Annotated in this window: 12 protein-coding genes; 5 read left to right on the top strand and 7 right to left on the bottom strand. The window is 65.3% G+C overall.

The annotated features are described in order from the left end of the window. The first annotated feature begins 86 nt into the window (after positions 1-86). The 3 genes from G9C85_RS14520 (at position 87) to G9C85_RS14510 (ending at position 3124) form a co-directional block, all read left to right on the top strand. Positions 87-755, top strand: a complete 669-nt coding sequence (locus G9C85_RS14520; protein WP_166041263.1) for an isochorismatase family protein — start codon at positions 87-89, stop codon at positions 753-755. Beyond that, positions 748-2142, top strand: coding sequence for a dihydroorotase family protein (locus G9C85_RS14515; RefSeq protein ID WP_166041261.1), 1395 nt, complete (start codon positions 748-750; stop codon positions 2140-2142). The genes G9C85_RS14520 and G9C85_RS14515 overlap by 8 nt, the downstream gene beginning before the upstream one ends. A 211-nt stretch (positions 2143-2353) precedes the next feature. Then, on the top strand, positions 2354-3124 hold the full coding sequence (locus G9C85_RS14510) for an IclR family transcriptional regulator (protein WP_166041260.1): 771 nt from the start codon (positions 2354-2356) through the stop codon (positions 3122-3124). Between the two features lie 664 nt (positions 3125-3788). On the opposite strand, the gene G9C85_RS14505 is transcribed toward G9C85_RS14510, so the two are convergent. From G9C85_RS14505 to G9C85_RS14475, 7 genes are all read right to left on the bottom strand, one after another. After that, complete coding sequence (locus G9C85_RS14505) at positions 3789-4277, bottom strand: redoxin domain-containing protein (protein WP_166041258.1); 489 nt, start codon at positions 4275-4277, stop codon at positions 3789-3791. 157 nt (positions 4278-4434) lie between these two features. Beyond that, positions 4435-4950, bottom strand: a complete 516-nt coding sequence (locus G9C85_RS14500) for a 3-isopropylmalate dehydratase small subunit (RefSeq protein WP_166041255.1) — start codon at positions 4948-4950, stop codon at positions 4435-4437. Continuing rightward, positions 4947-6260, bottom strand: coding sequence for a 3-isopropylmalate dehydratase large subunit (locus tag G9C85_RS14495; protein ID WP_166041253.1), 1314 nt, complete (start codon positions 6258-6260; stop codon positions 4947-4949). Before G9C85_RS14495 ends, G9C85_RS14500 begins: the two co-directional genes overlap by 4 nt. Before the next feature lie 105 nt (positions 6261-6365). After that, the gene (locus G9C85_RS14490) at positions 6366-7304 is read right to left on the bottom strand and encodes a hydroxymethylglutaryl-CoA lyase (RefSeq protein WP_166041251.1); all 939 of its coding nucleotides are present in this window, start codon (positions 7302-7304) and stop codon (positions 6366-6368) included. Positions 7305-7337: 33 nt separating this feature from the next. Further along, positions 7338-8540, bottom strand: coding sequence for a CaiB/BaiF CoA-transferase family protein (locus G9C85_RS14485; protein WP_166041249.1), 1203 nt, complete (start codon positions 8538-8540; stop codon positions 7338-7340). A 179-nt stretch (positions 8541-8719) separates the two neighbouring features. Then, complete coding sequence (locus G9C85_RS14480) at positions 8720-8944, bottom strand: hypothetical protein (protein ID WP_166041001.1); 225 nt, start codon at positions 8942-8944, stop codon at positions 8720-8722. Positions 8945-10234: 1290 nt separating this feature from the next. Further along, positions 10235-10993 (bottom strand): helix-hairpin-helix domain-containing protein, encoded by a 759-nt coding sequence (locus G9C85_RS14475; RefSeq protein WP_166041247.1) that lies wholly within the window; start codon positions 10991-10993, stop codon positions 10235-10237. A gap of 258 nt (positions 10994-11251) precedes the next feature. On the opposite strand from G9C85_RS14475, the gene G9C85_RS14470 reads away from it, so the two are divergent. Together G9C85_RS14470 and G9C85_RS14465 are read left to right on the top strand one after the other, a co-directional pair. After that, complete coding sequence (locus G9C85_RS14470; protein ID WP_166041245.1) at positions 11252-12727, top strand: dihydrolipoyl dehydrogenase; 1476 nt, start codon at positions 11252-11254, stop codon at positions 12725-12727. Positions 12728-12854: 127 nt separating this feature from the next. Continuing rightward, entirely contained in the window at positions 12855-13211 is a 357-nt protein-coding gene (locus G9C85_RS14465; protein WP_166041243.1) for a DsrE family protein, read from the top strand. Positions 13212-13227: the final 16 nt, after the last annotated feature.

Genomic DNA, 13227 nt, shown 5'->3' with positions numbered 1-13227 from the left:
CGGGACGATTTCATTTGCGTCGCTCACGCACGAGCCGCTGGCACGAAATTTTAAGCCCGGCGCGGGGTATCGTTCGAAGGAGTACCATGACAAAGCGAATCTGGGAGGACCTGCTGACCGAACGAGACAAGAAGGTCATCGAGGCCGCGGGCTACGACGAGGAGGGCGCGTCCTCCTGGGAGTCGCGGGGCCTGGGCGACAACCCCGTCGTCCTCGTCATCGACGTCCAGCGGCTCGTCGTCGGCGAGGACGTCCCCATCCTGGAGGCCGTCGAGGAGTATCGGACCGCGATGGGCGAGATCGCGTGGGACGCCATCGAGCACATCGAGGATTTCCTCGCGTTCGCTCGCGGGCACGACGTCGACGTGATGTACACGCGCGTCGTTCCGACAAGTTACGACGATCCGCATCACGAGGACCTGGACATCGTCGACCCGGTCGCGCCCGAGGACGGCGAGACGGTCGTGGACAAGTCCTACGCGTCCGCGTTCTACGGCACCGACCTCCTGAGTCGGTTCGTCCGCAACGAGTACGACACCGTCGTCGTCGTCGGCAACTCCACGAGCGGGTGCGTGCGGGCGACCGCCGTCGATGCCCAGCAGCACGGCTTCAACGTCGTCCTCCCCCAGGAGTGCATCTTCGACCGCATCGAGGCCAGCCACAAGATCGGCCTGATGGACCTCTGGATGAAGTACGCCGAGGTCCTCGAGACGGAGGAGGTCGAGGAGTACGTGGAGGCGATGCTCGATGACTGACCACGACCTCGTCGTCACCGGTGGCACCGTCGTCACCCCCGAGGTCGGCGAGTTCGAGGCCGACGTCGCCGCGGACGGCGACGTCATCTCCGCCATCGCCGCACCGGGGTCGCTCGCCGGCGAGGGCGACACCGAGGTCGACGCCACCGGCAAGTACGTCCTCCCGGGCGCCATCGACCCCCACACGCACCACGGCATCTACCGGGGTGTGGACGAGGACGCCAAGAGCGAATCGCGCGGCAACCTCGTCGGCGGGGTGACGACCATCGGGAACTTCTTCCGGCGCGCGGGGTCGTACGAGGAGATCATGGACGACTACTTCGCGCAGACCGAGCCCAACTACTACCACGACTACTTCTTCTCGCTCGGCCTGCTGTCGTTCGAGCACGTCGAGGAGATCCCCTACATCGTCGAGGAGCTGGGCATCACGTCGTTCAAGTGGTACATGAACTACAAGAACGCGGCCCGGGAGAAGTTCGGCGTCGACTGCGACATGCGCGACGACTTCGGCGACGCCTTCATCCAGAAACTGGCGGCGGTCGACGTCCCGACGACGCTCGGTTATCACTCCGAGAACGTCGAGATCACGAACGCGCTCGCGGGAGGCAACCCCTACCTGGAGAGCGAACCCGACGAGGACTACGACTACGAGGAGATGGTCGAGGAGTTCCCCGGGTACGCCGAGACCCAAAGCATGGTGTCGGGCGCGGCACTCGCGAAACAGCACGACTACGACGACAGCTTCTACGCGGTCCACATCAGTTCGGGCCGCACCGCGAACGAACTCAAGGAGCTCCGGAAGGCCGGGTACGACCTGTGGGGCGAGACGACACTTCACTACCTCGCCGCGACGGCCGACGAGGCCGGCGCCGAGTTCAAGGTCAACCCGCCGGTGCGCTACGAAGAAGACCAGGAGGTGCTCTGGGATCGCCTCGCGGACGGCACGATCCAGACCATCGGTTGCGACCACATCGCGAACGTCTCCGAGAACAAGTTCGGCGAGACGTTCACGGACTCGCTGCTGGGCTTCCCCGGGTCGTCGGTAATGTTGCCGTTCATCCTGACCGAGGGCGTCGGCGAGGGCCGCATCTCGCTGCCTCGCGCCGTCGAGGTCACCTCGACGAACAGTGCGAAGGCGTGGAACGTCTACCCGAAGAAGGGCACCATCCAGGTCGGTTCCGACGCTGACCTCGCCGTCGTCGATCTGGACGAGACAGAGACGGTCACCGCCGAGTTCCTCCAGGGCGGCTCCGACTACTCGCCCTACGAGGGCATGGAACTCGCGGGGTGGCCGACCCACACCGTCGTTCGCGGCCAGATCGCCTATGAGAACGGCGATGTGGTCGGCGACAAGGGCTACGGGACGCACATCGACCGGCCGATCTGAACCCCGACGTACCGTTGCGTTCGTTCGCGAAACACCTGCAGCTGCGTTCTGTATAGTGGAACACGTGGTGGCCGTTGCTCCCACAACCCCTGCACTCCACCTCCGTCATTCCATGCCTACATCCATCACGGGGTCGTACGAGGGCTCTCGTCGGAACGACTACTGTTCCACTTTCCGGAACTTTATGTGCCCTCCGCGCCTTGTAGGTGGTATGAGCACGAACGACGCCGACGACGGGGGACTGAAGACGGCGGACAAGATGTTCGCCATCGTCGAAGCCATCCGTGACCTCGACGGTGGGCGCGTTACCGAACTCGCCGAAGAGACCGGGTTCGCGAAGAGCACCGTCCACCGTCACCTCAAGGCGCTCGACCGCCACGAGTTCGTCGTTCAGGAAGGCGACACGTACCACGTCGGTCTGAAGTTCCTCAACTTCGGTGAGTACGCGCGAGCCCGTCGGAACGTCTACGAGCTGGTCCGTCCAGCCGTCGACACGCTCGCGGAGGAAACCGACGAGCGTTCGCTCTTCATGACCGAGGAACACGGCCGCGCCGTCTACCTCTACCGCGGCATCGGCAATCACGCCGTCCGCACCAACTCCCGCATCGGTACCTACCGCTATCTCCACACCATCGCCGGCGGGAAGGCGATGCTCGCCCACATGCCCGAGGACCGCGTCGAGGAGATCCTGGATCGCTGGGGGCTTCCCGAGCTGACCGAGAACACGGTCACGGACCGCGACGAACTGGTCGACCAGCTCGACGATATCCGCGAGCGAGGCATCGCGTTCAACGACGAGGAGGCAATCAAGGGCTTGCGGGCCGTTGCCGCCCCCGTCCTGGGCCCAGACGATACGGTCAACGGCGCCCTCTCGGTCTCCGGGCCCAGCCACCGAATCCGCGGCGACTGGTTCGAGGAGGAGATCCCCAACCTCCTGCTGGGCACCGCCAACGAGCTCGAGATCAACCTCGAGTACATGTGAGGCGTTGCCCGTACATCGCTGGTATCGTAACAGTACTATTCCATGGCGACCCCTCACGCCCCGCCTTCGGCGCATAGGATAGCCGCATTTTCTAGGACGAACAGTATCGTATCCCGTTTCTCGAACGTAGAACGTGCGCCAGAGTCATACATGGTACCCCGCTGTCGTTCCCCGAAAGATCCGCGACGTGACCGAGGATCGGTTGCGTTCCGTTATCCGGGATAGAGTTCACTCCGGATGGCGAGCCATGTTACATAATTACTCCTGTAACAGTTGTGTCGCGAGTGAGAAGAACCCCATCGAAGCAACCCGTCTGAAGCCCCGATCGCACTTCTCACCTGACCGGCCCTCGACGATCACTATGTTCCGTAATGTGGAACGCCAGGGTCGATCGAACCGCACGACCGACTTCGTCCGGGAGCACGGGAATAGCCGCCCGGGGAAGTGCCGGCGTGAGTCGTGCATGCTACCGCGCGGCAGACGGCCGCCTGGAGAGGTGACTCCTCGAGCACGTCGCACGTCGGTACGAGCGAGGTCGAGACGGGGGCGGTCGGCGATACGGAATGGATGCATCTCGACGTCGACGTCCTGACGTCGGTCAGCAGGTCCGGTAACGGCGTCCACGACGTCGACGCGGTGTGAGGATGCGCCGTCGAGCGAGCGGTCAGTCGGCCGCCTGCAGCCGTTCGACGGCGTCAATTGCGGGATCCATAGTCGGGAGTTCGGTGCCGTCCTCGAGGACGTTGGCGTACGCGACCCGCTGGTCTTCGTCGACGACGAACACGGCGCGTTGGGCGACGTCCTCGAGCCCGACCGCGTCCGTCGCGATGCCGAACGCCTCGATGATCTCGCGATTGAAGTCGCTCACCAGCGGGAACTCGAGGTCGCGCTCCTCGTGGAACGCCGAGAGCGCGTACGGGCTGTCGACGCTGACGCCGTACACGTTGGCGTCGAGATCGCGGAGCTGATCGAGGTGATTCTCCTGGACGTCCTCGACCTGCGTGGTACAGATCGAGGAGAACGCGAGCGGGAAGAACGCGAGCATGACGGGGCCGTCTGTGACTGCGTCGGCGGGCGAGAACGTCTCGTGGCCGTCGTCGCCAGCGGTCACCTTCGCCGTCACGTCTGGTACGGTGTCACCTTCGTGAAGCATGGATGGGACGTTCGGGGACTGATGTCTTAAGACTACGGACGATGGTACACGCATCCGAGTGACGAACCTTCGGACGGGACGACTCGTCGAGTCGATCGAGCGATGACCGCTCCCTCGCACTCGAACCGTGTCCGCGGGGGAGGCGACCCCTTCGGTCCTACAGGTCGCCGGCGAGCTTCGCCTTCGTGTACGGCTTCAGGCCGCCGCGGTCAACGAGCTCCTGGAGGAACGGCGGGAGCGCCTCGGCGTCGTATGTCTCGCCGGTCGTATGGTTGACGATGGTCCCCTCCTCGAGCCGAAGGGCGATCTCGTCGCCGTCGTCGATCCGCCTCGCCTCGGGACTGATGAGTACGGGGAGCCCGAGATTGATGGCGTTCCGGAAGAAGATGCGGGCGAAGGAGACGGCGACGACGCCGTCGACGCCCGCGCCGACGAGCGCGAGTGGTGCGTGCTCGCGCGAGGATCCACTCCCGAAGTTCTCGCCCCCGACGACGAAGTCGCCGTCGACGACCTCCTCGTGGAACTCGGGGCGATGGTCGTGGAACGCGGCTTCGGCGAGTTCTTCGGGATCGCTGGAAACGAGGAACCGCGACGGTGCGATCTGATCGGTGTCGATGTCGTCGCCGAACACCCACGCCCGCCCGGGTTCGGTGATGTTCGTCGCGCCCGTCATGCCGCGACCTCCTCGAGGACGACGTCGTCGTAGCGCGGCGTCTCGACGGTGCGCGGGTCCGTGATCTCGCCGTAGAGCGCGCTGGCGCCGACGGTTGCGGGACTCGATAGGTACACTTCGCTGTCCATCGAACCTTCGCGTCCGGGGAAGTTCCGGTTCGCGGTCGCGAGCGCGACGTCGCCGTCGCCGAGCGCGCCCTGGTGCGTGCCGAAACACGGGCCGCAGCCGGCGGCCTGCACGATGGCGCCCGCGTCGACGAACGTCTTCAACTCGCCGCCCTGGAGCATGCGGTCGTAGACGTCCGCGGACGCCGGGACGACCACCATCCGGGTCCCCGGCGCGAGCGTCTCACCCTCCATGATGTCCGCGACGACGCGGATGTCCTCGTAGCGCCCGTTCGTGCACGTCCCCACGAAGAACTGGTCGATCTCGGTCCCGACGACCTCGTCCACGTCGACGGCGTTCTCAGGGTTGCTCGGTTTCGACACCTGCGGCGAGAACGCGGCGGCGTCGTACCTGTGGACGTCGTAGTAGGCGGCGTCGGGGTCGGATGCGAGGTCCGGGTCGAGGTCGACGCGCTCCCCGGTCTGCGCTTCGAGATAGTCGACGGTGCGCTGGTCGGGCGGAACGATGCCGGCCTTCCCGCCCATCTCGATCGCCATGTTCGCGAGCACGAGTCGCTCATGGACGGGGAGGTCCGTCACGGCGCTGCCCGCGTACTCCGCGGCCATGTACGTGCAGCCGTCGAACCCGACGTCGCCGATGAACCGCAGGATGAGGTCCTTCGCGTACACGCCGTCGGGGAGGTCTCCCTCGACCTCGAACCGGAGCGTCTCGGGCACGCGGAACCAGAGTTCACCGGTCGCAAGCGCGGTGCCGAGGTCGGTCGACCCGACGCCGGTGCCGAACGCGCCGAGGCCGCCGAACGTCGTCGTGTGCGAGTCTGCTCCGATCACGAGATCGCCCGGTCCCGCGAACCCGTCCTCGACGAGGACCTGATGGCAGATGCCGTCGCCGACGGCGTACTGGACGGCGCCGTACTCCGCGGCGAACTCGCGGACGCGATTGTGGTTGTTCGCCGCCTGTACGCCGTCCGCGGGTGCGTGGTGATCGATCGTGATCGCCGTTCGACCGGGGTCGAATAGTTCGCCGTCACCGCCCGTCACTTCCTCGAACACGTCGAACGTGAGCGGGCCAGTGACGTCGTGCGTGAACCCGACGTCGATCGCCGCCTCGACGTAGTCTCCGGCGTACGCGTCGGTGTTGGACTTCCGCGACAGTATCTTTTCCGCCAGCGTCTTGCCTGTCATATGATGTCTCCGGCGACCGCCCGACCGCGGCCGTCGCCCGTTGGACGGTATACTCGGGACGCGAGGAAAAGGATACCGCCTGGTCGACTGGGTGAACTGCTCTCGCTACTCGTCGCCGGCGACGGTGTCGAGGACGCCCGCAACGGTCCCGCCCATGAGGACGTGACTCGTCGCTCCGAGCCCGAGGCGGTCCGAGACGTCGCGCGCGACGTCCTGGACGCGGTCGAAGTCCGCGTCGACCGCGACGTCCATCTCGGTGAGCATGTGGACGAGGTCCTCCGTGGGCGTGTTCCCGACGCCCGACATTCCTTCGGGGAGCACGACGCCGCCGCCGAGCCCGCAGTGCGACGCGTCGAAGCGATCGACGCCCGCCTGCATCGCGGTGAGCGTGTTCGCGAGACTCATCCCGTTCGTATCGTGGAGGTGCAATCCGACGTCGATGTCGGGGTGGCGCTCGAACACCTCGTCGAACATCGACTCCACCTGCACCGGGTTCGCGAGCCCCATCGTCGTCGCGAGCGTCACCTCGTCCACGCCCGCCTCCACGACGCGGTCAACCACCGCGAGCGTCTGTTCCTGCGGGATCCGCCCCTCGTACGGACAGTAGAAGCTCGTCCCCATCCCGGCTTCGACCTCGACGTCAGTGCCGTCGGCGAGCTCGACGATAGCGTCGATCTCGTCGAGGATCTCGTCGACGGTCATGTTCTGGTTGTTCCGACTATACGTCTCCGAGACGGTGACAAGTGCGTTCACCTTGTCAACGCCCGCCTCCAAAGCGCGCTCCATCCCGACGGCGTTCGGGACGAGCGCGCGATAGGTGACGTCGTCGTTGCGGTCGATGCGCGCCGCGACCTCGTCGGCGTCCCGGAGCGTCGGCACCGCTTTCGGGTGCGTGAACGACGTGAACTCGATCTCGTCCACGCCGGTACTGGACAGCGCGTCGATTATCTCGACCTTCTCGTCGGTCGGCACGAACTCGTCGAGGCGCTGGAACCCGTCGCGTGGTAGCATCTCGACGATCGTCACGTCCGCAGGGAGGTCCATTCAGGCCACCTCCACGCGAGCGAGCGCCGGCATTCAGATCGCCCCCGCGGACTCGAGGTCCGCGAGCGTTTCCGTGTCGTATCCGAGCATCTCCGCGTACACCTCGTCGTTGTGCTCGCCGAGGCTCGGCCCGAGGTGCGTGATCTCGCCAGGGGTCTCCGAGAACTTCGGGACGACGCCCTGGACGAGCGCGTCCCCGAGGTCGTCGTCGGGGACCTCCACGACCGCGTCCCGGGCCCGATAGTGGTCGTCCTCGACGATGTCAGCGACGTTGTAGATCGGCGCGATCGTCGTCTCGTACTCCTCGAAGCGCTCCAGAATCGTCTCGCGGTCGTGGTCGTCCATCCAGTCCTGGATGATCGCGTCCAGTTCCTCGACGTTCTCAAGGCGCTTCTCGTTAGTCTCGAAGCGCGGGTCGTCCTTGAGGTCCGGGCGATCGATGGCGTCGAACAACCGCATCGCGATCGGTTGCGAGCTTGCGGAGATGGCGACGTACCGGTCGTCCTTCGTCTCGTAGACGTTCCGGGGCGCGGACGACGTTGAGCGGTTCCCCGCGCGTTCCTCGACCTCGTCGAGTTGCTGGTACCGCAGCGGCTGCGGCCCGAGGATGGAGAAGATGGGCTCGATGAGGCTGGTGTCGATGTACTGGCCGCCACCTCCGTTGACGTCTCGGTGGTAGAGCGCGAACATCACGGCGAACGTCGAGTACATCGCGGCGATGCCGTCGGCGAGCCCGCTCGGCGGGAGGAGCGGCTCGCGGTCCGGGAACCCGTTCAGGTACGCGAACCCCGACATCGCCTCGGCAAGCGTCCCGAACCCGGGGCGTTCGCTGTACGGGCCGGTCTGTCCGAACCCACTCAATCGGAGCATCACGAGGTCCGGATTCACCGTCGATAGGTGATCCCAGCCGACGTTCCAGCGCTCCAGTGTTCCCGGGCGGAAGTTCTCCACGAGCACGTCCGCCTCCGCGACGAGGTCCTCAAACACCACGCTCCCTTCCTCCGTGGAGAGGTTGAGCGTCACCGAGCGCTTGTTGCGCGCGAGGTACTTCCACCAAATGCCAGCGTCGTTGCTCTCCGGCCCGAACCGCCGCAAGTGGTCGCCAGCCTTCGGGTGCTCGACCTTCACGACGTCCGCGCCGAAGTCGGCGAGCAGCCGACCGACCGTGCCCGCGGAGATCATCGTTCCGACCTCCACGACCCGCAGTCCCGCTAGGGGGCCGGCTCGTTCAGTCATCTGACCACCGTCCCTCGTCGATCCGAGTGGTTCGCCACCACGCCCGTCGGTGAGTGCTGTGCGCCGTCGCCTGCCGCGTTGATGTGTCCGTGTTCCATAGCTCGTACCTTTGTCCCAGTTCGATGGGGCGACCGATGTGCGTCCCGTACCCGTACGCGCCGTCGACCTCGCCGTCTTCGTCAGCGTGCTGATCGCGAACCATCGCCGTCGGCGTACGCGAACTGGCCGCGGACGACCGTGTGCAACGGCCATCCGATGACCTCGCGGCCCCCGTGGGGCACCACCGGGTCGTCACCGAGCCCCCGGGACTCCCAGGAGGTCGCGCCGGGCTCGTCGTAGCCGGCCTTCTCGATCGCTGCCTTGCCCTGTTCGGTGAACAGGCCGTTCCGCATCTGGTCGGTCATGCGACCCTATGCACGGTATTCCCCGCGGGTGATAATATGTGCTTCCCTCGAGCGAGTTCTCGAGTCCCGGTCGTTCGACGGGTCGAACGGTGGTCGCCGTTGGACGGGCCGCATCCTCTGGCGAGCCAGCGCACGGGTTATCCGGTCGCAGGTGCGCCAGATCGAACAGCGGTCCTTCGTTCGATCGACGCGGGCGACGGGCGATAGCGATACGCGAACCGTACTGCAGTACAGCCTCACGAACGTCGCTCCGATGATGGCGCCGATATTCGTCCGAGTCGTACCAGTTGCCAGTGACAATCGTTGCCACCCGCTCAAAATTCCGATAACGCACCCGTTCACCGATCCGTGGTTCAGGCATTCCCCCCATCTGGCGGTGTATATCTAGAATACTATCTGTTTCGCGGCCGACGAGCATCGTCGCTTCAAACATCGGGAGTTCGGATCCCGCGCCCCGCTCCAATCCCTGGCACGTCCGATAGTTCGGTGCTTTTCCCAGCAACCACCCATACTGAATCGGAGAAATCGGGTATCGGGAGCGTCCCCTATAAACCGATTGTACGGGTATAGCCGGAGGGAACGTTCATTTCGGCGTCTAACCCTGATGCCCGACCGGGACCGATCCTCGGTTTCAAGTGTTACTGATAATCCTCCTGGAAGTCCGGTACACGAACGATCGCAGGATCCTGAGCAGAGAAGGCATTACTAGTCGTCAGCGGACGACTTTACTTCGTATTTGTTCTCAACGAATATTGAAGAACCATAATATAGGTGTCATTCTATGTTTTCTTCTTTTCCGTCCGTCGTGACAAACGAAGGAGTGTTCTCACAGACGTCCATGTGTTCGGTGTATCGATCCTCGAATCGGCACGATCTTCGGAATAGCGGCGTCGGGTCGGTGAGCGAGTACCGGGAGTTCCCGTCGCTCCACGACGCGCACAACGCGCGACTCGACGACGAGCCGTACCACTGCAGATCAGGAGTCGAGTCAGTGATCCCCTCGCTGAGACCCCGCTTCGGCGATACACCGGTTCCCGCGCCTCGCGTCCGAAATCCATGTTCGCGTCCGCTACATCGATCTCCGCCTGTGACTCTGGCGGTCGCTCGCGCTTCTCCCTAAATGCCTGCTCTCCAGCTATGAGAGCGTCGTCTCCTTCGCGAAGAGAGCGTTGGTTCGATCCGTGAGTTGCAAAAGAAACGGAAAGTTGTCGGGAGGGCAGTAGCGTCCGAGAGGCTCTCGCCGGCACTAACGCTCGGTTCCACGGTCAGTGCCGCCGATTTGCGCGCCGGTCAGTTCGCGGTGGTCTGGGCGGCGTCGATCCACGCTTCGGCCTGTTCGGTGGAGACGTCGGCGATCTCCGCGATGGCGTCGGCGTTGGCTTCGGTCAGCGTCTGCACGGTCTCGATGCCCTGCTCCTGGAGCCGCTGGGCGTACGTCGCGCCGAGGCCCGGGAGGGACTCGAGGGACTCGCCGGTCGCTTCGAACTGGACCTCCACCATCTCCTCGGTGGAGTCGGCGATCGCGTCGGACGCGTCCTCGAGCTTGGCCTGTATCTCGCCGACCTGCGTCTCGAGCTGTTCGAGGTTGTGCTCGAACTCGTCCACGCTCTCGAGGGTCTGGTGCTCGACGTCGCCGTGGAGTTCCAAGGTCGCGTCGATCTGTTCGTCGAGCGCGGCGAGGAACGCCTCGAAGCCGTCGTCGGTGACTTCGGTCGCGTCCTCGACGGACGCCTCGAACGCCTCGAGTGCCTCCGTCTGGTTCGCCTCGAGCGCGTCGAGTTGCTCGACCATCGTCGTGCGGACGTCCTCGAGGGCGGTCGCCTGGTCGGTGGGGAGCGTGGCTTCGAGCGTGTCGAAGTAGGCGTCGACCATCCCGTGGGCGGCCTCGTAACCGCGCTCGTTCAGTTGCTTCGCGGCGTCGACGTCCATCATGGACTGGACGAACTGCTGCTGGGCGTCGATGCTCTGTGTCATCGCCTCGTGGGACTGCTCGATCATCGTGCGCTGGACGTCGAACATCGTGCTGACGGGAGCGTTCAGTTGACTCATTGTACCCTAACGTAGACGCCGGAGGGATATAAGCTTACCCCCGAGTGGCAGCGAGAACCATTCGCTACCATTTGGTGTCTTCGAAGGTCTCCGAATTCCGTCTGAAAGGATAGAAAGTGGTGGGTTTGACGGCCGCGTTCGTCTGTCAGGTCGAGGGGGCGACGTCCTGCTCCGGCCGATCCGCGGACCGCGACGTGCGATGCGGTCCTTGTGCACGACAGCCGGCGACTATTACGGCCCGAGACCCTCCACCACGGTATGAACGAAGTGGACTTCTTGGTCATCGGTTCCGGGTCGGGACTGGACGTCGCGAACGCCGCGGCGAACCAGGGACAGTCGGTCGCCGTCGTCGAGAAGGGACCACTCGGCGGGACGTGCCTGAACCGCGGCTGCATCCCCTCGAAGATGCTCCTGTACCACGCGGACGTGCTGGAGACGGTCGAGCGCGCCGACGAGTTCAATATCGACGTCGAGGTGAACGACGTCGCGTTCGCCGACATCGTCAGGGAGGTCAACGAGGACGTCCAGGGCAGCGCCGAGTCCATCCGCCAAGGACTCTCCTCGTCGCCCCACCACGACCTCTACGAGGGCGAGGGGCGGTTCGTCGACAAGAGGACCATCGAGGTCGTGAGCGGCCCGGACGAGGGCGCGACCGTGAAGGCCGAGACGGTGCTCGTCGCCAGCGGAACCCGTCCGGCGATCCCCGACATCGACGGCATCGACGACGTGGACTACCTGACGAGCACGGAGGCGCTCCAGCGGGAGACGCCGCCCGACCACCTCGTGATCGTCGGCGGCGGATACATCGCGGCCGAGCTCGGGCACTTCTTCGGGACGTTCGGGAGCGACGTCACCATAATCGGCCGGCGACCGAACCTCCTCCCGGACGCCGACGCGGAGGTCGCCGAAGCGTTCACCGAGCGGTACGCCGACCGGTTCTCGCTCCACACCGGGCACGCGGCCACGTCGGTCTCCGAGTCCGACGGCACGGTCACGGTCGAGGCGCGCCCGTACGAGTACGGCGAGGACGCTGATAGCGGCGAAGACGGCAAGGCTGGCGAAGGCGGCGTGGACGCCGGCGTCCAGGCCGACGCCGACCCGGTTCGCGTGACGGGCGACGAGTTGCTCGTCGCGGCGGGCCGCCGCCCGAATACGGACAACCTCGACGTCGAGGCCGCTGGAATCGAGACGGACGCGCAGGGGTTCGTCGAGACCGACGAGTACCTGCGGACGACCGCCGACGGCGTCTGGGCGCTCGGCGACGTCGTCGGCGAGTACCTCCTGAAGCACAGCGCGAACCACGAGGGCCAGGCCGTCGCGCGGAACCTCTTCGGCGAGGACCTCGTGCCGGTCGACTACACGGCGATGCCGTTCGCGGTGTTCGCGTCGCCCGAGGTCGCCGGCGTCGGCGCGACCGAGAGCGAACTCCGCGCCGCCGGCCGCGATTACGCCACCCGCACGTACCAGTACGACCAGACCGCGAGGGGGAGTGCGATGAAGGCCAACGGCTTCCTGAAGGCCATCGTCGACCTCGACGGCGGAATCCTCGGCTGTCACATCGTGGGCCCCGAGGCCTCGAACCTCGTGCAGGAGGTCGTCGTCGCGATGAAGGCCGGTTCGGGCTCCGTCCAGGACGTCCGCGAGTCCGTTCACATCCATCCCGCGCTCTCGGAAGTCGTCCAGCGCGGGTTCTCCGGGCAGTTCACGCGCGGCGACGTCGACCACTCGCACTGACACGGTTCCGCGACGACGAACCGGCTCCCGAACTGCGAACCGGGTCGTATAAACGCTCGTCGCGAAAGCAGCGCCGACACACAGCACCCCGCTCGATAATGCCCCCTCGCCCATAGCAAGTGACGTAATGACGAAAGCAGCAGTCATCGTCCTGGCAGGCACAGAGGGCCACGAGAATCTCGGTCGCATCGTGAACGCACTCGAGACCGCGAAGGAGTTCGCCGAGAACGACGACGACGAACTCGAACTCGTCTTCGATGGCGCCGGCACGCAGTGGATCCCGGAACTCGAGGACGAGGACAACGACAACCACGAACTGTACCAGGCCGTCCGCGACGACGCGTCCGCGTGCGACTTCTGTTCGGGTGCGTTCGGGGTCGACGACGCGGTCGACGACGCCGGCATCGTGACGCTCGACGACCACGACGGACACCCGAGCATCCGATCGCTCGTCGCCGACGACTACGAGGTCATCACGTTCTGACCGCACGCAGGAACCC

The organism is Halorubellus sp. JP-L1 (assembly GCF_011440375.1).
Lineage (GTDB): Archaea > Halobacteriota > Halobacteria > Halobacteriales > Natrialbaceae > Halorubellus.
This window is presented reverse-complemented; position numbering and strand designations above follow the sequence as displayed.